Source organism: Flavobacterium sp. H122, from assembly GCF_004959765.1.
In the GTDB taxonomy this organism is placed as follows: Bacteria; Bacteroidota; Bacteroidia; order Flavobacteriales; family Flavobacteriaceae; genus Flavobacterium.
Genome location: NZ_SJZD01000001.1, coordinates 110248 through 133118, shown reverse-complemented (window position 1 = coordinate 133118; position 22871 = coordinate 110248). Strand labels below are relative to the sequence as shown.

Genomic DNA, 22871 nt, shown 5'->3' with positions numbered 1-22871 from the left:
CACATATTATGAGTGTTTTAGTAAATAAAGATTCAAAAATAATCGTTCAAGGTTTCACAGGAAGTGAAGGAACTTTCCACGCTTCACAAATGATTGAATACGGAACAAATGTTGTAGGTGGTGTTACTCCGGGAAAAGGTGGTTCAACTCACTTAGATCGTCCAGTTTTCAATACAGTAAAAGACGCTGTTGTTCAAGCTGGTGCTGATACTTCAATTATTTTCGTTCCGCCTGCATTTGCAGCTGACGCAATTATGGAAGCAGCTGATGCTGGTATCAAAGTAATCATTTGTATTACTGAAGGTATTCCTGTAGCTGATATGATTAAAGCATACGATTACATTAAAGCTAAAGACTGCCGTTTAGTTGGTCCTAACTGCCCAGGTGTAATTACTCCGGGAGAAGCTAAAGTTGGTATCATGCCAGGTTTTGTTTTCAAAAAAGGTAACATAGGTATTGTTTCTAAATCAGGAACTTTAACATACGAAGCTGCTGACCAGGTAGTTCGTCAAGGTTTCGGTATTACAACTGCTATCGGTATTGGTGGTGACCCAATCATTGGGACTACTACTAAAGAAGCGGTTGAATTATTAATGAATGACCCTGAAACTCATTGTATTATTATGATTGGTGAAATTGGTGGTCAATTAGAAGCAGATGCTGCTAAATGGATTAAAGCTGACGGTAACCGTAAACCGGTTGTAGGTTTCATCGCTGGTGAAACTGCTCCAAAAGGACGCACAATGGGTCATGCCGGTGCTATCGTTGGTGGTGCTGATGATACTGCTGAAGCTAAAAAACGCATTATGAGAGAAAACGGAATCCACGTGGTTGACTCTCCGGCTGAAATCGGTAAAAAAGTAAAAGAAGTTTTAGGATAATCCTAAACCGAATTATAAAATGAAAAGCCAGCTATTAAATAGCTGGCTTTTTTTATTTTGTGTTTCTCGATTCAATTACCTTTTGTAATTCTGCTTCTAAGATTTTATTGTTTTTTGAATTTCTAACAATCATATATGTTAGTAAAAGTGGAAAGAAAGTAAAAAAACCAAAACCATGTTTTACGACACTATAAATTACAATTCCTATTGTAAGTCCAACAATTGCGGCATCGATTAGTTTGTTTGTTTTCAGGTTTTTAATTTTATTCAAAATTTTTTTATCAGTTAGTTCTGCGAAGTTTTCAGCTTTCATGCTATTAGTTTTATTTTTTAAAATTTTTAGTGTGTTATGCCAAATATTTTGCCTAAATTTTATTATTTTAAAGACAAATCTATCAAAAAATATAAGAAAAGTTTTAAAAAATAAACCTTGTTATTAAGAGAATTGTAAATTTCCGAAGTAATCTGGTTAGAAAATGGAAATTTTAACTAATTAGCTATCTTTTACCAAAAACTCATTTATTAGGACATATATTATTAGCGTGTCTTATGTATAATTGCCACTTGTTATTGTTATTGTTTTTCATCCAAATGTTTGTGTATCTTCTTTGCAGTTTTTTCCCTGCGTTTGGAGCTCCTTTTGCAGGTGTAACAATTTCACTTCCCATAATAACAACCATATCCTTGTAAAACAAAAATTTTTCAGGAGTTCTTTCAAAAGTTGTGTATTTTATTACTCCTTTCCTAATTAAAGCCAACAATTCTTTTTTCTCTTTTACGATTCTGTTGGTGGGATGATTTACAGTAACGTCATCATTCATTAAACTATCGAGAGCAACAGCATTGCCTTCAAATATAGCCCGTGCATGAGCATAATCTAATCTTTTTATTTCTTCTTTTAGTTTTAAATCTTCGTTTTGAGCAAGCATTTGAAATGATGCAAATAGATAAATAATAAATGAAAGCTTCATAATTGGTCGTTTTATTAATAATAAATATAAGTAAAAACTCTTGTATTTCAGTGCTTTGCAATTAATCTATAGCTATTTTTTCTACCGAACAATCAAGATATATTGTATTTTCTAAAAAGAATTTATTTCCAAGCATTCCAGTCATTCCTGAAAATTTCATTAATAAGTATTGTGTCTTTGAAAACCCATCAACATAAGTAATTGCTTTTATTTGAAGATTTTTTTTGTTGAATGTTATTGGAATATCAGATTTTGCACTATAAGTAGTAAGTGTATTTTGCCAGGAGTTAGCTCTCTCAGCAACTATTTTTGAGCCAGCTGTTTTTAAATTATTCCAAGTCTCTTTATCAGACAACAATTCATAAGCACTGGTTCCTGAGTCATATAAAAATTCTCCTTCTTTTTCTTTTAGAATTCCTGGAATAATAATTTTTCTTTTTTTGAATTCAAAATCAAAAAGTTTATTCTGAACATCTTCGGGTTGCTTACTAAGATTGAATTCTATAAAGTTTTCTTTAAAGTTTATTAGTGTTTTTCTGTTTTCCAGAATATCAGAACCTAACGTGCCTATTATTCTAACAGAATCATTTTTATTAAATTTTTCTCCATAATCTATTATTCTAAAATGAGTTGAAAAAATTTTTGTCCGGCCAATAAGAAAACCAGTTTTAGCAGTTTGCTTGTGTAAAGTGATTTGTTGAATTTTTGCTGCTGAATTTTTATAGAATACTGTATAAGGGGAACCTGTATCAAATTGTAAAAAATATTCGGCTGTATCTCCCTCAAACTTGATAGGTATAAGCATTGCATTTTTGCTGCTTCCCTGCCAAACTATAGGTACTTTTCCACTTTGATTTTTTACAGACAGATAATTTTTTTCAGGAGTAAATTTACGGTCGAAATAGAAATAACCAAAAACTGCTGATAGGGCTGTTAAAGCCAGAAAAGCAAACACGATTCTTTTGAATGTTTTCATATTTAATTTTTTTTCAAGTTTAAGAATTGAAAAGAAATTCTCCTGCGAAAACATACCGCCAATTTTACGACAATTTTATTTTAAGTTTATATGAGATTGATTTTTAGCTTATTATAAATATCGTCTGTTTTGTTTAAGCTTATTCCATTTATAATAGTAACGCCTATTTTTAAACATATAAAAGCAATTAGGAATATTATGAATAAAGGAAATTTAATTGAAAGTGTCTTCTGAATAAATGGACTTGCTATTAATAAAACAGAAAGAACAGCTGCTAAAATAATTTGGATGCTTACAATATTTTTACCTAATTGTTTATTTTTTTCATCCTTAGTCAGAAAAGTTAAGTACAAAGGAATTGCTATTCCTCCAAACGGAATGATTAATCCGGACAACACAGAAAGATTAATAAGCTTGGCTCTTTCAATATTAAGTCTTCCATTTTCTGTAAAAAATAAATCTTGTGTATCTATTTCCAGTATTTGTGCAATAGTTTTCAAGGTATGTCCTTTGAATACACCACCTGCTTCAATTCGCTGAATTGTCCGCAATGAGAGGCCGCTCTTTTCTGCGAGCTCATTTTGAGTCAAATTTTTATGTTCCCTCAAAGCTTTTAATTTGTTTTTCATCAATTATTCTGTTAGAAATCTCTGTCTGATACTAAAGTAACAATGTTTAGCATATTTAAGAAAAAAATATGAAATTTTAGATTTGTATCTCTTAGTATCTAATTCAAGAATATAAATAAAACATAAAAAAAGCCGTCTCGGTTATGAGACGGCTTTCTATCAATTTAGAAATAAATCTTATGGCTGAGCAAAAGAATTTCTTGCACCTCCTGATACAAATATTGCAGCAGAACGGTCTTTTTGACCTGCAGAGAACATATACATTCCTCTGTCATCAGTATAATCCATATAGTTCATATACATTTCAAGTGGAGTACCTGAACAAGTTGATCTGTGACCTACAGCTGGAACACCATAGTTAGCTGAATCATGTAATGGTGTATCAGCAACAAAGTCATTACCACAAGTAGCATCACCCCAAATGTGACGTAAGTTTAACCAGTGTCCAACTTCGTGAGTAGCTGTTCTACCTAAGTTGAAAGGAGCATTAGCACTTCCTGATAAACCTGTGTATTTGCTATCACAAACAATACCGTCAGTTGAAGCTGAACCTCCAGGGAACTGAGCGTAACCTAAAATTCCACCACCAATTGTACAAACCCAGAAGTTTAATTTAGTAGTAGGAGAAGTTGCAGCAATACCACCTCTTTTAGCATTTTTCATAACATCATTAGTTCCCCAAGATGTTTTAGTAGTTGATTTACGGATAACTTGATCCAAAACGAATCTAATTCCGTAATCGCCACTACGTACTGCAGAATAAGGATTGTTTGCAGTGTTGTAATCTGAATTAGTTGCTGAATAGTCAGCATTTAACACATCAATTTGAGATTGTAATTGTGCTAAAGAAATGTTTTCAGCTGCTGTTCTGTATAGAACGTTGAATACAACTGGGATTTCAATTACACCGTTTACTAAACGACCAGATTTGATAGCTTCATTTGTGAAATTTTCAATGCTAGCCATTCTTGACGCTAAAGCTGGATCTTCCTGCATTTGTCTTTCTAAAACTTCGTGTGAAGCACAACCTCTGTGAGCTGCAGCGTCAACTTGTGTGTTAGTAGTTTCGTCCTTTTGACAAGAGAACATCATTAGTGCAGCTGAAGCTGACAACAATAATTTTTTCATGATTTGTTTGGTTTGGTTAATAAATTATTAATTTTTTCGAGAAATATGTCGCAATACTATAAATTTATTTTTAAAGAAAAAAATATTTTTAAAAAAATAGTAAAGTTTTTTTTACTTTAATTTAACAATTCCTACAAAATCAATGGTTTTAATGTAAAAGAATCAGTAAAAAATTGTTAAATCACTAATTTTTGGATAATTGCTGATTTTTGATAATTGTTAAAATGTTGTTTTATAATAATTTAGTTACTTCATGCAAAGCAATAGCTAGTGACTGGACTACATTCATACTGCTGTTTTTACCAAACATATTGATGTGGTAACAATTATTGTAAGTTGAAAGAAGTTCATTTGAGACACCGTTTATTTCATTCCCAATTATAAGTATTACCGGTTTGGAAATATCAAAATTTAAAGAGGTGATAGGTTTGCTTGTTGAAGTGATTTCTAAAATCAGAATTTCTGAATTTGATTTTTTAAGAAATTTTAAAACATCGCTCTTATCTTTGATGATTTCATAAGGGAGTCTTTTATGGGTGCTTCTTGAAGTTTTGTTTATTTTTCTTTCAGAAAAAACAAAATCATTGCCTGTAAAAATGATTTTTTCCACACCAAAAGCATCACATATTCTGAAAATACTGCCGATGTTGTCCTGAAAATAAACTTCGTCACAAATTACCGTAATCGGGAATTGTTTTGATTCAAATGAAGTAGTATAATGAGTAAGTTGTTCCAATGTTTAATTATTGAAAACGTAATTTAAGATATTTGCACCCATTTTTAATGCCTTTTCACGGACTTCTTTAGGGTTGTTATGCACTTCATAGTCCTCCCAGCCATCACCCAAGTCACATTCGTAAGTGTATAGCAGTGCTAATTTATTATTAATGAATATACCGAAGGCTTGCGGGCGCTTTCGGTCATGCTCGTGAATTTTTGGCAAGCCGGACGCAAAAGTGTAAGGCTTCTGGAAAATAGGATGTGAAACCGGTATTTCCAATAAAGAACTGTTTGGAAATAATTTTTTTATCTCATTACGGATATATTTATCCATACCGTAATTGTCATCAATATGTAAAAAACCTCCAGCAGTCAGATAATTACGTAAATTTTCGGCTTCCTGATCATTGAAAATCACATTTCCATGTCCGGTCATATGAATAAAAGGATAAGAAAAAATATCAGCACTTCCTGGTGAAACTGTTGCGGGTTTTTGCTTTATTCTTGTGTTGATATTTTGATTTGAGAATTTAATTAAATTAGGTAGGGAAGTAGGGTTGGCATACCAGTCACCGCCACCGTTGTATTTTAACAAGGCAATTTCTTGAGAAAATCCAAAATTCCAAATCAGTAGTATTAAATATAGAGCAATTCGTTTCATAAGTTATTCATTTGCAAAAATTACACTGTGGCAAGCTACAATGGCTGCCGTTTCAGTTCGTAATCTAGTATTACCTAAAGATACAGGAATAAATTTATTTTGAATTGCTGATGTGATTTCCTTTTCAGAAAAATCACCTTCAGGTCCTATAAGTATTGTGTATTTTTCTTTTGGCTTTAAGACTTCTTTTAAGAGTCTTTTTTGTGTTTCTTCACAGTGTGCTATTAATAATTCTCCCGAATGTTCTTGATTAATAAAATCTTTAAATGAAACAGGATTATTCAATTTTGGTAAATAAAACTGATTGGATTGTTTCATTGCTGATTGAATGATTTTATCAAAACGCTCAGTCTTGATTATTTTTCTTTCGGAATGATCACATATAATAGGTGTTATCTCATGAATACCTATTTCTGTAGCTTTCTCTAAAAACCACTCGTAACGCTCGTTCATTTTTGTAGGAGCGACAGCCAGATGCAAATAGAAATCAGTTTTATGATATTCTTCAGTTGAATTAATTTTAACTGTACATTTTTTTTCTGAAGCTAAAATTATTTCCGTGATAAATAAAAAACCTAATCCATTGGTAACATGCAAAATATCGCCTTCTTTTTTGCGTAATACTTTAACTATATGTTTGCTTTCTTCTTTATCAAATGAGAATTCAGATGTTGCTGAATTTATTTCAAGAGTGTAAAATAACTGCATATTAAAATTCTATTCTTGCTTTTGAAGTTACAGAAGCATCACTAAAATGATTTTCCAAATATTTATAGTATCCAACAATGCCTATCATTCCTGCATTATCTGTAGTGTATTCAAATTTAGGAATAAAAGTTTTCCAGCCAAATTTTGTTTCGGCTTCTTTTATCGCATTTCGTATTCCGGAATTGGCAGAAACACCGCCACCAATTGCAACTTGTTTAATTCCCGTTTGAATTGAAGCTTCTTTGATTTTATCCATCAAAATTTTGATAATGATAAACTGAATAGAAGCGCATATATCATTTAGATTCTCTTCAATAAAATTAGGATTCTCTTTTACATTTCGCTGAATAAAATACAATATTTGTGTTTTTAATCCGCTAAAACTGAAATCCAATCCTTCAACCTTTGGTTTAGTGAATTCAAAACGTCTAGGGTTCCCCAATTGAGCATATTTGTCAATTAAAGGACCTCCTGGGTAGGGTAGTCCTAATATTTTAGCCGATTTGTCAAAAGCTTCGCCTACTGCATCATCGGTGGTTTCGCCAATAATCTCCATGTCAAAAAAACTTTTTACTTTGACAATTTGTGTGTGTCCGCCGGAAATGGTTAAAGCTAAAAAAGGAAATTCGGGTTTGTCAAAACCTTCCTCATCTATAAAGTGAGCCAAAATATGCGCATGCATATGATTTACAGCAACAAGCGGAATGTTTAATGCCATAGACATGCTTTTGGCAAATGAACTACCGACTAATAAAGACCCCATAAGTCCTGGACCTTGTGTAAATGCAATTGCAGAAAGCTGTTCTTTAGTAATGCCTGCTTTTTTTAGTGCTACATCAACAACAGGTACAATGTTTTGTTGGTGTGCTCTGGATGCTAATTCAGGAACAACACCTCCATATTCCTCATGAATACTTTGTCGGGCTACAACATTAGAAAGCATTTTGTCATTTTCTAAAATAGCACAGGCAGTATCATCACAAGAACTTTCAATGGCTAAAATATATACGTTTTTCTTATTCATTTTAAGGCATGGAATTTGTGTGATAAGTTGTATAAAACAGATGAAAAGCCTATTTTTACAACCGATGACAAAGTTACTAAAATTTAGGTCATAAAAAGAACCCCTTTGGAAGAGCAATTAGAAGAAAAAAAAGGCAAGAAAAAAAGTCTTTGGGTGAGGATTTTAAAATTCAAGATGTATTTCATTCTTGTCCTTGTCTTGTTGTTGCTTTTAATTGGCATTGCTCTCAATATGCCTTCGGTTCAAACCCGTTTAGGCCAATATGCCACAGAACAGCTGAATAAAGAATTTGGAACCGATATAACGGTCCAGGAAGCTAGTTTTACCATTTTTGGTGGTGTAAAACTTAAAAAAGTTTTAGTTAGAGATTATAAAAAAGACACACTATTTAACATCAATGTTTTAAAAACCAATATTCTCGATTATAAAAAAATGATTGATGGTGATTTGCATTTTGGAGAAGTGCGTCTCGATGGTTTAAGGTTCAAAGTTATAAATTATAAAGGGGAAAAAGATACTAATCTTGATAAGTTCATTGCTCTTTTTGATGATGGGAAACCGTCAAAGTCAAAAAAGAAATTTTTAATGACTATAAAAGAAGCTCATATAATGAATAGTGAATTTTCTTTCATTGATCATAATGCTAGAGAGCCTCTTGTTTTTGGTGCTAAAAGATTAAATGCTGAAGCCTCTGATTTAAAAATTTTAGGTCCTGATGTTACCACTAAAATAAAAGAAATGTCTTTTATTGATAATAGGGGACTGGTAGTTGATGATTTGGCTTCTGATTTTACATATACTAAGAAAAATATTCATTTAGCCAATTTAGATTTAAAAACTCCAGAATCTAATTTATCAGGCGATATAGAACTGCGTTATAACCGTAAGGATTTTTCTGATTTTAATAACAAAGTAATTTTTGACGTTCGTATTGGAAAAGGTTTGATTTCTTCTAATGATATGAATAAATATTATGGAGAGTTTGGTAAAAATCAGCAATTTGATATAAAAGGTAGGTTATTAGGAGCTTTAAATGATTTCAATACTAAAAAACTCGTTCTGATTGATGAAAGAGGTTCTGAAATTAGAGGTGATTTCAGATTTAAAAATTTATTCTCAAAGCAAAAGAATTCGTATTACATAAAAGGGAAGTTTTCTAAAGTTACTTCAACCTATGATAATTTAGTTAAGATTTTACCAAATATTCTTGAAAAAAACCTTCCAACCAACTTTAAAAAATTGGGTCGATTTACCGCTTCAGGTGAAGCGGAAGTTGATTTAAGAAATGTAAAAGCTGATGTCGATATAAATACAATCCTTGGAAATGTTAAGTCGAAACTAGCAATGTCAAACATTAACAATATAGATAATGCCATCTATAAAGGTAATGTGAAACTGAATAATTTTAATTTAGGTAAATTTTTAAATCGTAATGATTTAGGAGTTGTTAATTTGGATTTTGATGTAGACGGACGTGGTTTTAAAGAAAAATACCTGAATACAAAAATCAAAGGGAAAGTTGGCAGTGTTTATTATAATAAATACAACTATAAAAATATTGAGGTTGACGGAACCATGAATAAATTGGTTTTTCAAGGCAATATCAATGCTAATGATCCAAATTTAATCATGGATTTTGATGGATTTTTGGATTTAAGCAAAAAAGAAAATAAATATAACTTCCACGCAAAAGTTGAATACGCAAATCTAAAACGATTAAATCTTTATACCGCTGATGAAACTTCTGTATTTAGAGGTGATGTTATAATGGATTTAAAAGGAAACAGTATTGATAATTTATATGGTGATGTTTATATAAATAAGACATCTTACGAGAACAGTAAAGACACCTATTTCTTTGATGATTTTATGGTTAAATCATCCTTTGATGAAAATCGTGTGCGTACCATAACAGTAAATTCACCTGATATTATTGAAGGGCAGATAGTTGGAAAATTCAGCTTTAAAGAATTACCTGATTTGATTGAAAATTCATTAGGTAGCTTATATGCAAACTATTCACCAAACAAAGTAAGTAAAGGTCAATTTATGAAGTTTGACTTTAATGTGTACAGTAAGTTGGTGGAAGTGTTTTATCCTGAAATTTCATTAGGAGAAAATACCTTTATGAAAGGGGAAATAGATTCAAACGATGGATTGTTTCGTTTAAATTTTAAATCACCTAATATCAAAGCATATGACAATGTAATTGATAATATTAATGTAGAAATTGATAATAAAAATCCTTTATATAACGCTTATATCGTAATGGATAGTATCAAAACAAAGTACTATAAAGTTTCTGATATGAGCTTGATTAATGTTACAGCAAACGATACTTTGTTTTTTAGAACAGAATTTAAAGGAGGAAAAAAAGGAAAAGATTTCTATAACTTGAACTTGTATCATACTATTGATAAGGATAATAAAAGTGTAGTAGGTATTAAAAAGTCTGAGGTTAATTTTAAAGACTATTTATGGTACTTGAATGAAAATGAATCAAAAGACAACAAAATAGTCTTTAATAAGAAGCTTACCGACTTTTCTATTGAAAAAATCTCTATGACTCACGATGATCAGGTCATGGAACTTGCCGGAATGCTTCGTGATTCTACCTATAAAGACTTACAATTATCCTTCAAAGATGTTCAGCTTGATAAAATTACACCATCTGTAGATAGTCTGCGATTTAAAGGAAAAGTAAATGGATTAGTTGATTTTAAGCAACGAAATTCAGTTTATGAACCCTCGTCGGAATTGACAATTGATGATTTGAGTATAAATGATTTGGTACTCGGTAAATTAGATGTCAATGTAAAAGGGGATGATCTTTTTAAAAATTTCAAAGTCAATTCTGTACTTAAAAATAAAGATTTGGAGTCATTTTCAGCAAATGGAAATGTATCCATTGAAGGGAAAAAGACGTTACTCGATTTAGACTTGAGACTCGATGAATTTGATTTGTCTTTCTTTACCCCAATGGGCGGAGAGGTCATAACAAATATCAGAGGATTAGCTTCCGGTACGGCAAAAATTGAAGGAGATATTGATGACCCTGATATTAATGGCCGATTGTATTTAAGTAAGGCAGGAATTAAAATACCTTATTTGAATACAGATTACAATTTTGCAAATAATTCGGTGGTTGATGTTACTGAAAATCAATTTTCTTTTAGAAATATCGGTTTGATAGATTCAAAATTTAATACAACGGGGAAAATGAGCGGTGTTGTTAAGCATAACAAGCTGGCTGACTGGTATTTGAATTTTGATATTAATTCTGACAAAATACTCGTTTTAGATACTAAAGACAGAGATGATGCTTTATATTATGGCAAAGCATTTATTAATGGTAGCGCAACAATTGAAGGCCCAACAAATGGATTGGTTATAAATGTAAATGCAACATCTGCCGAAGGAACTTCAATAAAAATACCAATTAGTGATGAGGAAGCAACTTCTGAAAAGGACTATATAAAGTTTACAAATTCTAAAGTGACTCAAAATAAGAACGTTAAAGAATTGAGGAGTTATAACGGATTGGAACTAAACTTTGAACTTAATATTACTCCTGTTGCTGAAATTGAAGTTATCATTAATAAGAGTAATGGACATGGTTTAAAAGGACGAGGCAACGGTTCCTTGTTAATGGAAATCAATACGCTTGGAAAATTCAATATGTGGGGAGACTTTCAGGTTTACGAAGGTGTTTATAATTTCAAATACGGAGGTATAATTGATAAAAAATTCAATGTAAAAAAAGGAGGGTATATCTCATGGGATGGAGACCCGCTTAATGCAACCTTGAATATGGAAGCAATCTATAAAACTGAAGCAAATCCTTCTGTATTGTTGGATAATCCAAACTTTAATAAAAAAATACCTACAGAAGTAGTGATTAAACTGACAGATAAGTTAACAAATCCAACACCTGATATTTCTATTAATTTTCCAACAGTGAGTTCTGTACTCCGTTCAGAATTGGATTATAAACTGAGTGACGCTGATACTCGACAAACACAGGCAATTTATTTGCTTTCTTCTGGAAGTTTCTTATCAGATAAAGGTGTGGCTGAAAATGCCATTACCGGTAACTTGTTGGAAAGAGCTAATAGTTTGTTTGAAGATATTTTTGCAAATGATGACCGATTTAAGATTGGATTAAATTATGTGCAAAGTGATAGAACCAATCCTCAAAATGTAACGGGGGGGAGGGTAGGCTTTACTTTATCAACTCAAATTAATGATAAAATTACTGTCAATGGAAAATTAGGGGTGCCTGTTGGAGGTTTAAATGAATCAGTAGTGGTTGGAGATGTGGAAGTGCAACTTCGTTTAAATGAAGACGGTACTTTGAAAGCCCGTGTATTTAACCGTGAAAATGATATTAATTATTTAGGAGAAGGTGGTATAGGTTATACACAAGGAATAGGGGTTTCTTATGAAGTTGATTTTAATACTTTTAAAGAATTAATGTATAAAGTATTTAATTCAAAAAAAGCCAAAAAGCAAAATCAGCAAGATAAAAAAGATGATCACACTCCTGACTCCGATTTATCTCCTGAGTTCATCCAGTTTACGGAACAACGCCAGAAAAAATCTTCTGAAAAACCAAAAGAGGAAGAAGAAAAAGTCCCTGATTTAAACTAATTTACTTCATTTTTTAAAAACTTATTAACGAAAACGTTTGAAAATTTTCGTAACCTCGGTTTTTTAACATTTAACTGATTTATTACTAATTTTCTTTGCTAACTTTACGATATCAAACATATTGTAATGTCAGTAAACATTAAAAAAATAGGGGTTTTAACCTCAGGTGGTGATTCCCCTGGAATGAATGCAGCCATTCGGTCAGTTGTCCGTACATGTGCTTATCATAATGTGGAATGTATAGGAATCTACAGGGGTTATCAGGGAATGATTGAAGGTGATTTTAAAGAAATGGGACCTCGCTCCGTAAACAATATAGTAAACAAAGGAGGAACAATTTTAAAGTCGGCACGTTCAATGGATTTCAGAACTCCGGAAGGACGTAAAAAGGCCCATGAAAATCTTGTAAGTGCTGGTATTGATGCCTTAGTAGTTATTGGCGGTGACGGTACATTTACCGGAGCTGAAATATTCAATAATGAATTTGGATATCCGGTAATGGGAATCCCGGGAACTATTGACAATGACATCTTCGGCACCAGCCATACTTTAGGTTACGATACCGCTTTGAATACTGTTGTAGAAGCTATTGATAAAATCCGTGACACCGCCAGTTCACACAACCGCTTGTTTTTTGTGGAGGTAATGGGACGTGATGCCGGACATATTGCCCTGAACGCAGGTATTGGTGCAGGAGCAGAGGAAATCCTTATTCCTGAAGAAGACTTAGGTCTGGAACGCCTTTTGGAATCATTGCAAAAAAGCAAAGCTTCGGGTAAATCATCAAGTATTGTAGTAGTTTCTGAAGGAGATAAAATAGGCAAAAACGTATTCGAACTCAAAGAATATGTAGAAGAAAATTTGCCAGAATATGATGTACGTGTTTCTGTTTTAGGACACATGCAGCGCGGCGGTTCACCTTCATGTTTTGATAGAGTGTTGGCATCACGTTTAGGAGTCAGAGCAGTTGAGTCATTATTGGAAGGTAAATCTAACTTCATGGTAGGTTTGTACCAGGATAAAGTATCATTGACTCCTTTAGAACAAGCTATAAAAGGAAGCTCAAAAATAGACGAAGAATTACTACGGGTATCAGATATAATGTCTACGTAACGCATTAGGCTTTAAGCAATAAGCTGTAAGCCAGGTTTAGAATAAAATCCCAAATTAAAATAACAGCTTAAAGCCTAAAGCTTAAAGCCTAAAGAAAAAATGAATATGAAAGTAAGATTAGGAATTAATGGTTTTGGTCGTATTGGCCGTATTGTTTTTAGAGAAACATTTAACAGAAATAATGTAGAAGTAGTTGCTATCAACGATTTATTAGACGTTGAGCATTTAGCATATTTATTAAAATATGATTCAGTTCATGGTCGTTTTAATGGAAAAGTAGAAGTAAAAGAAGGAAAATTATATATAAACGATAAATACATTCGTGTTACTGCCGAGAGAGATCCTAAATTAATCAAATGGGACGACGCATCAGTAGATGTTGATGTTGTAGCAGAATGTACAGGTATTTTTACAACATTAGAAACTGCACAAGCACATTTAGACGGAGGAGCTAAGAAAGTTGTAATTTCAGCACCTTCTGCAGATGCGCCTATGTTTGTTATGGGAGTTAACCATGAAAAAGCAACAGCAAATGATAAAATTGTATCTAACGCATCATGTACAACAAACTGTTTAGCACCTTTAGCTAAAGTTATTAATGATAATTTCGGAATTGTAGAAGGATTAATGACAACTATCCATGCTACAACAGCTACTCAATTAACGGTTGATGGGCCTTCAAGAAAAGATTTCCGTGGTGGCCGTTCAGCATTAATCAATATTATTCCATCTCAAACCGGTGCGGCAAAAGCTGTAGGGAAAGTAATCCCGGATTTAAACGGAAAACTTACAGGTATGTCAATGCGTGTGCCTACAGCAGACGTTTCTGTAGTGGATCTGACAGTAAAACTGGCTAAAGAAACTACTTACGACGAAATCATGTCGGTTCTTAAAAATGCTTCTGAAACTTCAATGAAAGGAATTTTAGGATTTACAGAAGATGATGTGGTTTCTCAGGACTTTTTAGGCGATTCACGTACTTCTATTGTAGATGCTAAAGCAGGTATCGGATTAAACTCAACATTCTTCAAATTAGTATCCTGGTACGATAACGAATACGGTTATTCAAGTAAATTAATTGATTTAGCTGTTCACGTATCAGGTTTAAAATAATTGCTATATTTAGCATCCCGTTAATTTACATTAGCGGGATTTTTTTTATGTTAAAAATCCTTTTTAGGTTTTATGATTATCGTCTAAAATCTAAAAATCTAAAAATCTAAAAATCTAAATGAAATTACTAGTAGATAGCGGTTCTACAAAAGCCGATTGGATTTCCATAGACGATGCCGGAAAAGTATTGTTCACCACACAATCATTAGGATTAAACCCAGAAGTTTTATCAAAAGACGAAATTATAATCAGGTTGGAAGACCGATTTGATATTTCCCACAATAAAGAACAAGTATCACATTTGTTTTTTTATGGAGCAGGTTGTGGCACCGATAGAATGAAAAACTTTTTAACTGAAGTGTTTCAGGAATATTTTAAAAATGCAAAAGTAACCGTTCACGAAGATACTTACGCCGCAGTGTATGCCACAACGCCTAAAGGAGAAAAAGCAATCGTCAGTATTTTAGGAACAGGGTCAAACTGCAGTTATTTTGACGGACAGGTGTTGCATCAAAAAGTACAGTCCCTAGGATATATCGCAATGGATGATTGTTCAGGAAATCGTTTTGGAAGACATTTATTAAGGGGCTATTATTTCAATAAAATGCCAAAAGAATTGGCACAAGAATTCGAAACAACGTATAATGTACAGCCTGATCCTGTTAAGCATAATTTATACAAAGAACCTAATCCAAATGCTTATCTGGCTACATTTGCAAAGTTCTTAATCAAACACAAAGACACCGAATTTTGCCGTCAGTATATTTTTGAGGAAATGGAGGCATTTGTGGAAAACTATATCAAGCAATTTGACAATTATAAAGAAGTTCCGGTACATTTCATAGGATCAATCGCTTTCTATTTGAAAGATGAATTAAAAAGTGTTTTGGATAAGCACGATATTCAGCTGGGAAATGTATTGCGCCGTCCAATTGATGGCTTAATTGAATATCATATATTGAATAAATAAAATGGAAATTGCAATAATAGCCCATGATGGCAAAAAGGCTGATATGGTTCAGTTTTTAAATAAAAATATGGATATTTTACATAAAGAAAATATCAAAATCATTGCAACCGGAACTACCGGAAGCAAAGCAGAAGGTGCTGGAATTAAAGTAAAAAAAATGCTTAGCGGGCCACTTGGCGGAGATGCTCAAATAGCAGCCCGAGTTGCCGAAGGAAAGTGCAAAATGGTCTTATTTTTTAAAGATCCTATGAGCAGTCATCCTCATGAACCGGATATCAACATGCTGATTAGAATATGCGACGTACACAATATACCGTTAGCAACAAATGAAGCAACTGCACAGCTTTTGCTTAATGCAATTGCAGAATAAATTAAATCGCGCTTTATGGCGCGGTTTTTGTTTTTTAAATGATATTTTTAATATATTGTCATCCCAAATAACTACCATAATTATGAAAAAAATTGCATTGCTATTAATGATTCTGACTGTCAGTCTTTCTTACGGTCAAAAGAAAAAGAAAAAGGTTAAACCTGTAAAAACTGTGTCGGCGGCATTAGCAAAATCAGGTGATGCTTCGGTTGTTTTTAACAAAAAGAAAGATTTATATCTGGTTGTTGTAAAAGACAGCATGTTGTTGACAAAAAACAGAGCTGGTTTTATTCCGGCTAATGTTAAAATAACGCCTGTTAAAATCAAAACAAATACATTTTATTGTGTAACCTGGAATGAAACACAAAAAACAGACACAAATGTTAAGAAAGAAGTGGCTGCTGTAACCGAAAATCAAATCTGGAATCCTTCTACAAAAACATTGTTGGTAGGAAACACCCATAAAGCAGTTGATGTTACGGAAACTGAGTTTTTAGACCGTTTAAAAACAGCCTCTCAAACCGTTTACAAAAAACGCAATGAAGGTTTTGAGTTTAAGTTATTAGACAACGGTGATTTTACTTTAAGCAATAAAGCAGTATCAACTAAGTATAGCTACAATGAAAAATCTTTAAAATACGAACCGGTAAGAAAATAATCAGTTCAATTTAGATAAAAAAGCGAAGTTTTAACTTCGCTTTTTTATCTAAACCAGTTTCCTATTTTTTGGAAAGTTCTTCCAAGGAAATTTCTTTTTTTTATTTTAACACCAGTTGCAACAGCTCCTCCTAAAGTAAACTCTTTTGTTTCACAATTTAGATTCTCTTTTTTAAGTATAATTTCTAAATTTTTAAAATTTAAAATTTTCAGGTTTTGAGTTTCAAATCCACCATAATCAAAAAGTAATTGATCTCCTTGTTTTACTTTTATTAAAAATTTTCCACCTAAATCAGTCTTGGTTCTAAAAATTGAATCATTTATAATTATATAAACACCCGGAAGTGTTTTTCCAAATGTATCTTTAACAATACCAGAAATTTCTTTTTGTTCATTATTGTGAGGAATATATACTATTTCTCCCTGTATTTCTTCCTTTACATCTGTTTGTGCCGTTTTTGGTTTTTCCTGAGATAACATTTTATTATTTGTTAATGAAATTATACCAAAAAATACCGTAGCTAACCAAATTGATTTTTTCTCTTTAGGAATAACTAATTCTCTATCCAGTTGAGTATTTAAAAATCGTCCGCAAAGTTTTTGGCCACTTTCATAAGCTTTAATGATTTCTTTGTCGGTAGATTTTGTAAAATCATGAACTTTCTTTTGGCAGGCATCACAAAATCTTCCTTTTTCTACAGGAGTCATTTTATTCCAGTTTTCGTGACAAGATTCCGGTATCGATAATTGTAGTTTTTTCATAACTTATATAAATAAAAAATGGTCTTTATATACATAGAGACCATTTTTTTATAAAAGGTTGGAAGGTGATAAAATTATTGACTAATTTTTATCTCAAACATTTTATCCCAGTTTTTACCAGTCACAAAAAATGTTTTGGTTGCAGGATTGTAAGCAATTCCGTTAAGGACATCAACATCTGGATGCTGGGTTATTTTTGTTTTTAAATCACTTAAATTAATAACCGCTTCAACAGCACCTGTTTTTGGATTTATTACCGCAATTGCGTCTTTTTGATAAATATTACCGTAAATTTTTCCGTCAACCCATTCCAATTCATTTACTGCCGGTACTTTAGTACTATTGGTATAAACGTTTATGTGATCAACTTCCGAGAAATTCTCAGGATTTATAATGCTGATTTTTTCTGAACTGTCAGTCATGTAAATATTTTTTCCGTCATTAGTCAGACCCCAGCCTTCCATTTTTTTGATGTATTTAAATGTTTTTTCTTTTTTGAAGGTATTAGCATCATACACATAACCTTCGTTGTTTAACCAGGTTAATTGGTAAACTTTGTTATTTAAAACTGTAATACCCTCACCAAAATAATCAGCCCCAAGTTCAACTTTTTTCAAAACTTTACCGGTTTTGTAATCGGTTTTACGTAAACTTGACATACCGCGTTCTCCAGTTGAATTCCCTGCACCATTTCCAGTTCCTTCCAATAAAGTGCCGTTAAAAAACTCTAATCCTTGTGTATAGGCTTTGATGTCATGAGGATAAGTCGCCACTATTGTATAAGTCAACAATTTTGGTTCCACTGAAGCTACTAATTCAATTCTTGAAGTGGTTTCCTGCTGTTCTCCTTCAAAATAAACTACAGCTTTCAGATTTTGGTAACCTAATTTCTCAACATCTATTTTATAATTTAAAGATGAATTTCCTTTTACAGAACCTATCCTTTTTTCGTTATTAAAATAGGCAACAGAGTCTATTGTCTTTTCGTTTTTGTTTGTAATTTCTAATGAAATTTCGTCACCAGTGTGATACATGGCTTTAAATTTAGACTCATCAAAAGAAAATAAATTTTTTTTACCACCATCACAGCTTGCTCCCAGTAGCAGTAAAGAAGTGATAGCGAGAAGATTATATTTTTTCATTGGTAATTTTTTTACAGATACAATATACAAAAGGCATTTACATTTTCAAATGCGCTTGTAAAAATACAAAAAGATTGTATATTTGCACCGGCAAGTCCTACACGACCAGCTCCTGCAGACTCCTCCAGGGTGGGAACGCAGCAAAGGTATGCGGTTGTAGCGGTGCGATGTAGGTCGCTTGCCATTTTTTAGTCTTTGCGAACAAAGTGAAGCAATCTTTTTAACTCATTATCTCCATTATTATAAGGAGATTTTTTATTTTTAGACCAAATTATTCCAAATGAAGCTCACTTGGCAAAAGGTCAAACTTCCTCTTAAAGAAACTTTTTCAATATCCTATGGTGATTATTCCTTTAGGGAAGCTCTGATTGTAACATTAGAATATAAAGGCTTTTTAGGTTACGGTGAATGTACAGCGATTGATTATTATGGAATTGACTTAGATGATTTGATCAATCAATTAACAAGAAGTAAAGCTTTAATTGAAAATCAACAAATAACTGAACCGCAGCATTTTTATTTTAATGTAAATAAAATGCATTTAAGTTCATTTATAACTTCAGCGCTAGATTGTGCCTATTGGGATTTATACGGGAAGTTGGAAAACAGAAGCTTTTTGGAACTGAATAAAATAGATTTCAGGAGTATTCCTGAGTCTTCGATAACAATAAGTATTGCCACAGCTGAAGAACAAATAAAGAAGATAGAGAAATCATCCTGGAATAAGTTTAAGGTAAAATGTAAAGGTTTGGATAAAGAATCTTTTTATAAGCTGTCTGATTTGGGAAAAGACATTGCTCTTGATTCCAATGCTAGCTTTACTCTTGAAGATTGCCGCTGGATTCAAAATCAAAAATCTGCTTCTAAATTCACATATTTGGAACAGCCAATGCCGGTTAAAAATTTCACTGGTTTGTCCAGAGATAAATTTGCAAATTGGATGGCCGATGAAGATTTTCAAAACGAGAATAATTTAGTTTCTTTACACTCCTATTATAGAAGCATTAATATAAAGTTGGTTAAATGCGGAGGATTGACTCCTGCATTAAACATAATAAAAGAAGCCAGAAAATTAAATTATAAAATTATGATTGGATGCATGACCGAATCGACTGTGGGAATTTCAGCAGGGGCAGTTTTAGCACCATTAGCTGATTATTGTGATTTGGACGGAGCAAATCTTATAGCACAGGAGATTGCATGTGGAAGCCAAATCATAAACGGAAAAATAGAAATCTCTGAAAAACCTGGATTAGGAATAAAATTATTATAAACATTCAATTTTGTCATAGGAATTGAATATTGATCTTAAAATAAATTATGAATAAAGTAGTAATAATAACTGGTGGTTCATCAGGAATAGGAAAGTCAATAGGGGAGTTCCTGCAGGATAAAGGATATACCGTTTATGGAACAAGCCGTAATCCTGAAAAAGTTCAAAACTCTAAAATTCCTTTGATAGCACTTGATGTCAGAAACAGTGAATCTATTTATAAAGCTGTTGCAGAAGTAATTGCAAAATCAGGTAGAATTGATGTTTTGATAAACAATGCCGGAGTTGGAATCACTGGTCCTATTGAAGAAATTCCAACAGATGAAATGCGTAATAATTTTGAAACAAATTTCTTTGGTCCTATTGAAGTAATGAAAGCTGTTTTACCGCATATGCGCAGTCAAAATTCGGGATTAATAATCAATATAACTTCAATTGCAGGTTATATGGGATTGCCATATCGCGGAATATATTCAGCATCAAAAGGAGCTTTAGAGCTGGTGACTGAAGCACTTCGGATGGAAACGAAGCAATTTGGTGTTGAAATTACTAATATAGCGCCGGGAGATTTTGCAACCAATATTGCAGCAGGCCGTTATCATGCACCTGTTATAAAAGGTTCTGCTTATGAAGAGGTTTATGGCAATACTCTGGCTGCAATGAACACACACGTTGATTCAGGCAGTAATCCTATAGAGATGGCTGAGGCAGTTTATAAAATTATCAATACATCAAAGCCAAAAATTCACTATAAAGTGGGCGCTTTTATGCAGAAATTTTCTGTTGTTCTAAAAAGAACATTGCCTGATAAAGTATATGAAAAAATGCTGATGAATCATTATAAATTGTAATTTTGCACTTTCGAAAGAGTTCCCCAACCAAATAGATATTAATCATAAAAACACAACTATTTTAAATACAGACAGATGAAATTTTTTATTGACACAGCTAATTTAGAACAAATCAGAGAAGCGCAGGCTTTAGGAATACTTGATGGAGTTACTACGAACCCTTCATTAATGGCAAAAGAAGGTATCACCGGAAAAAATAATATCTTAAAACACTATGTTGATATCTGCAATATTGTAGAAGGTGATGTAAGTGCAGAAGTTAATGCGCTTGACTTTGAAGGAATGGTTAAAGAAGGTGAGGAGCTGGCTGAATTACACGATCAGATTGTTGTAAAACTGCCAATGACTAAAGAAGGTGTTAAAGCTTGTAAATATTTCTCAGACAAAGGAATCAGAACAAACGTGACTTTAGTATTTTCTGCAGGACAGGCATTGTTAGCTGCTAAAGCTGGTGCGACTTATGTTTCTCCATTTTTAGGACGCTTAGATGATGTTTCAACTGACGGTTTAAATTTAATCCAGGAGATCAGAGATATTTATGACAATTATGCTTATGAAACTCAAATTTTAGCGGCATCAGTTCGTCATACAATGCATATTGTAAACTGTGCTAAAATTGGTGCAGATGTTATGACAGGACCTTTATCAGCAATCACAGGTTTATTAAAACATCCTTTGACAGATATCGGTATTGCACAATTTATTGCTGACTACGAGAAAGGAAATAAATAACATTATATTTTAACATAAAAAAGCGGTTTTCTAAAATAATAGAAAGCCGCTTTTTCGTTTGGTTTTGGTGTTTAAGTTTTATTTCAGATAGTCATCAAATTGAGCATCAAACAAACTAATGAAAGCATTTTTAATACTTCCATCTTCATTCAGTAACATTGCTCTGTGATTTTTGGTAATAACCCACTTTTGTTTAATCTCTTCAAAATTATTAGAATGTAATTCGGTTATTTTGAAATTATACTTTGAAAGCAATTTTTTCCAGTCTTCCGGTGTATCATGAATGTTTACCCCTACAAAATTAAGGTTCGGGTATTTTTTCTGTAATTCATCCACTCTTTTATGCGACAATTCCAAATGCGATTTTGCTTTAGACGACCAGAAAAAAACTATTGTCCTTTTACCGTTTGTTTTTACTGTATTTGTTTTTTTACCATCAGTTTGCAGTAATTCAATAGGAGGTAAAAATCTGCTTTTAGCCAGTGCCTGTATTGATGTTGCAATTTTCTTTATTTTTTCTTTATTCTTTTTATCGGAAGACAACTTATAATATAAATCCAAAAAGGTTTTATTATTGGCAGTATTCTGATCTTCCAGCAAATACATAAAAGCAATATTGTGAAGCACCGAATTTTTTATTGGTTTATTCGTGAAAATTGAATCGGCTACTTTTAATTTTTTGATGTTGTTTTCAACTATAAGTCCATCGGCATTATTTTTACAGGTTATTTTACAGGTAATATTATTCAACATAGAAGTTAAATAACCTACAAAGGGTGCAAAATGGGTTAACTTATCCTTATTGAAATCGATTTCTTTTCTAAAATCATAATAATTTTTTGGTAATTCTTTGCAGACTTCTTTATTTGTTCTGTACTGATGCACCATAGGATACATTTCTTTTTTTGCTAAATAAGGAAAATCCAGCATAGATTTAGCATACAGATCAAAATCTTCATCCCAGTCAATTTCTCCTTTTCTTCTTTCGTAAAATGCCTGTTTTGATTTGTATTCGTTATCTATTTTTTCTTCAAATTTCTTTAAATCATAATCATAAATATCAAAACTTGAATTTTTCTCTTCCTCGTTTTTCAAAAAAAGCTCAATCAAGAAATTGTTTTTTTCATCACCTCTTCCGCAAAAAGCCAATGAATTGTCAAACTCCAGAGTGTTTAAACGAATCATTAAACTATCGCCTTTTTCAAAATAGATGTATTGGTATTCCGGATCATGACGGAAAGTGTACATTCCCGGAATAAGAGTATCATATTTTTTCAAGAAGCGGTTGTTCTTGTCCAAAGGTATCGTATCAATTATATCATTGTCTTTGCAGAGATACACCTCCTTGGAATTCGGATTGATAATTTCACCACCAAAATATACAGCATCCTCATCACCTTTCATCACATTGGCACATGAAGTTACTAGGAGAGATGAAGGAATACTAATCAGAAATAGTAGTTTTTTAAAATAGGCGATCATTCTTATCTAATTTCAACAAGCAAATATATTCGTATAATTTGTACAATCTTGTTAATGT

General features: G+C 32.4%; 22 protein-coding genes and 1 other RNA gene. 11 read left to right on the top strand and 12 right to left on the bottom strand.

The window, feature by feature from the left end; all coding sequences use genetic code 11:
- Positions 1 to 8 precede the first annotated feature (8 nt).
- Positions 9 to 881 (top strand): succinate--CoA ligase subunit alpha, encoded by an 873-nt coding sequence (sucD, locus tag EZM65_RS00700; protein WP_136666596.1) that lies wholly within the window; start codon positions 9 to 11, stop codon positions 879 to 881.
- A 52-nt stretch (positions 882 to 933) separates the two neighbouring features.
- Here sucD and EZM65_RS00695 read toward each other — a convergent pair whose 3' ends face one another.
- The 9 genes from EZM65_RS00695 to tsaD all read right to left on the bottom strand — a co-directional run bounded on the left by EZM65_RS00695 (position 934) and on the right by tsaD (position 7698).
- Positions 934 to 1194 (bottom strand): hypothetical protein, encoded by a 261-nt coding sequence (locus tag EZM65_RS00695; protein ID WP_136666595.1) that lies wholly within the window; start codon positions 1192 to 1194, stop codon positions 934 to 936.
- 202 nt (positions 1195 to 1396) lie between these two features.
- On the bottom strand, positions 1397 to 1852 hold the full coding sequence (locus EZM65_RS00690; protein ID WP_136666594.1) for a nuclear transport factor 2 family protein: 456 nt from the start codon (positions 1850 to 1852) through the stop codon (positions 1397 to 1399).
- Positions 1853 to 1913: 61 nt separating this feature from the next.
- A complete protein-coding gene (locus EZM65_RS00685) occupies positions 1914 to 2828 on the bottom strand; it encodes a hypothetical protein (protein WP_136666593.1) in 915 nt (304 codons plus the stop codon).
- An 86-nt stretch (positions 2829 to 2914) separates the two neighbouring features.
- Positions 2915 to 3457, bottom strand: a complete 543-nt coding sequence (locus EZM65_RS00680; protein WP_136666592.1) for a helix-turn-helix domain-containing protein — start codon at positions 3455 to 3457, stop codon at positions 2915 to 2917.
- A 177-nt stretch (positions 3458 to 3634) separates the two neighbouring features.
- Positions 3635 to 4585 (bottom strand): zinc metalloprotease, encoded by a 951-nt coding sequence (locus EZM65_RS00675; RefSeq protein WP_136666591.1) that lies wholly within the window; start codon positions 4583 to 4585, stop codon positions 3635 to 3637.
- Between the two features lie 232 nt (positions 4586 to 4817).
- The gene (locus tag EZM65_RS00670) at positions 4818 to 5321 is read right to left on the bottom strand and encodes a TrmH family RNA methyltransferase (protein ID WP_136666590.1); all 504 of its coding nucleotides are present in this window, start codon (positions 5319 to 5321) and stop codon (positions 4818 to 4820) included.
- A gap of 3 nt (positions 5322 to 5324) precedes the next feature.
- Positions 5325 to 5966, bottom strand: coding sequence for a DUF4159 domain-containing protein (locus tag EZM65_RS00665; RefSeq protein WP_136666589.1), 642 nt, complete (start codon positions 5964 to 5966; stop codon positions 5325 to 5327).
- 3 nt (positions 5967 to 5969) lie between these two features.
- Positions 5970 to 6674, bottom strand: coding sequence for a 16S rRNA (uracil(1498)-N(3))-methyltransferase (locus EZM65_RS00660; RefSeq protein ID WP_136666588.1), 705 nt, complete (start codon positions 6672 to 6674; stop codon positions 5970 to 5972).
- Position 6675: 1 nt separating this feature from the next.
- The gene (tsaD, locus tag EZM65_RS00655) at positions 6676 to 7698 is read right to left on the bottom strand and encodes a tRNA (adenosine(37)-N6)-threonylcarbamoyltransferase complex transferase subunit TsaD (RefSeq protein WP_136666587.1); all 1023 of its coding nucleotides are present in this window, start codon (positions 7696 to 7698) and stop codon (positions 6676 to 6678) included.
- Between the two features lie 105 nt (positions 7699 to 7803).
- On the opposite strand from tsaD, the gene EZM65_RS00650 reads away from it, so the two are divergent.
- The 6 genes from EZM65_RS00650 to EZM65_RS00625 all read left to right on the top strand — a co-directional run bounded on the left by EZM65_RS00650 (position 7804) and on the right by EZM65_RS00625 (position 16572).
- Positions 7804 to 12348 (top strand): translocation/assembly module TamB domain-containing protein, encoded by a 4545-nt coding sequence (locus EZM65_RS00650; RefSeq protein ID WP_248574799.1) that lies wholly within the window; start codon positions 7804 to 7806, stop codon positions 12346 to 12348.
- A 126-nt stretch (positions 12349 to 12474) separates the two neighbouring features.
- Positions 12475 to 13461, top strand: a complete 987-nt coding sequence (gene pfkA, locus EZM65_RS00645; RefSeq protein WP_136666586.1) for a 6-phosphofructokinase — start codon at positions 12475 to 12477, stop codon at positions 13459 to 13461.
- A 105-nt stretch (positions 13462 to 13566) separates the two neighbouring features.
- A complete protein-coding gene (gene gap / locus EZM65_RS00640; RefSeq protein WP_136666585.1) occupies positions 13567 to 14574 on the top strand; it encodes a type I glyceraldehyde-3-phosphate dehydrogenase in 1008 nt (335 codons plus the stop codon).
- Positions 14575 to 14692: 118 nt separating this feature from the next.
- Positions 14693 to 15544: an N-acetylglucosamine kinase gene (locus EZM65_RS00635; protein WP_136666584.1), complete on the top strand. Its 852-nt coding sequence runs from the start codon at positions 14693 to 14695 to the stop codon at positions 15542 to 15544.
- Position 15545: 1 nt separating this feature from the next.
- The gene (locus EZM65_RS00630) at positions 15546 to 15914 is read left to right on the top strand and encodes a methylglyoxal synthase (protein WP_136666583.1); all 369 of its coding nucleotides are present in this window, start codon (positions 15546 to 15548) and stop codon (positions 15912 to 15914) included.
- Positions 15915 to 15996: 82 nt separating this feature from the next.
- Positions 15997 to 16572, top strand: coding sequence for a hypothetical protein (locus EZM65_RS00625; protein ID WP_136666582.1), 576 nt, complete (start codon positions 15997 to 15999; stop codon positions 16570 to 16572).
- Between the two features lie 44 nt (positions 16573 to 16616).
- On the opposite strand, the gene EZM65_RS00620 is transcribed toward EZM65_RS00625, so the two are convergent.
- Positions 16617 to 17333 carry a carboxypeptidase-like regulatory domain-containing protein gene (locus tag EZM65_RS00620; RefSeq protein WP_136666581.1) on the bottom strand — a complete coding sequence of 239 codons (717 nt, stop codon included), beginning with the start codon at positions 17331 to 17333 and terminating at the stop codon, positions 16617 to 16619.
- Positions 17334 to 17407: 74 nt separating this feature from the next.
- Positions 17408 to 18475, bottom strand: a complete 1068-nt coding sequence (locus EZM65_RS00615; RefSeq protein ID WP_136666580.1) for a glutaminyl-peptide cyclotransferase — start codon at positions 18473 to 18475, stop codon at positions 17408 to 17410.
- An 88-nt stretch (positions 18476 to 18563) separates the two neighbouring features.
- Here EZM65_RS00615 and ffs point away from each other — a divergent pair.
- From ffs to fsa, 4 genes are all read left to right on the top strand, one after another.
- An RNA gene (gene ffs, locus EZM65_RS00610) (signal recognition particle sRNA small type) lies at positions 18564 to 18662 on the top strand.
- A 93-nt stretch (positions 18663 to 18755) separates the two neighbouring features.
- Positions 18756 to 19748 (top strand): enolase C-terminal domain-like protein, encoded by a 993-nt coding sequence (locus EZM65_RS00605; RefSeq protein WP_136666579.1) that lies wholly within the window; start codon positions 18756 to 18758, stop codon positions 19746 to 19748.
- 47 nt (positions 19749 to 19795) lie between these two features.
- Positions 19796 to 20599 carry an SDR family oxidoreductase gene (locus EZM65_RS00600; protein WP_136666578.1) on the top strand — a complete coding sequence of 268 codons (804 nt, stop codon included), beginning with the start codon at positions 19796 to 19798 and terminating at the stop codon, positions 20597 to 20599.
- Between the two features lie 75 nt (positions 20600 to 20674).
- A complete protein-coding gene (gene fsa, locus EZM65_RS00595; protein WP_136666577.1) occupies positions 20675 to 21331 on the top strand; it encodes a fructose-6-phosphate aldolase in 657 nt (218 codons plus the stop codon).
- 78 nt (positions 21332 to 21409) lie between these two features.
- On the opposite strand, the gene EZM65_RS00590 is transcribed toward fsa, so the two are convergent.
- The gene (locus tag EZM65_RS00590; RefSeq protein WP_136666576.1) at positions 21410 to 22813 is read right to left on the bottom strand and encodes a thioredoxin-like domain-containing protein; all 1404 of its coding nucleotides are present in this window, start codon (positions 22811 to 22813) and stop codon (positions 21410 to 21412) included.
- Between the last annotated feature and the right edge of the window lie 58 nt (positions 22814 to 22871).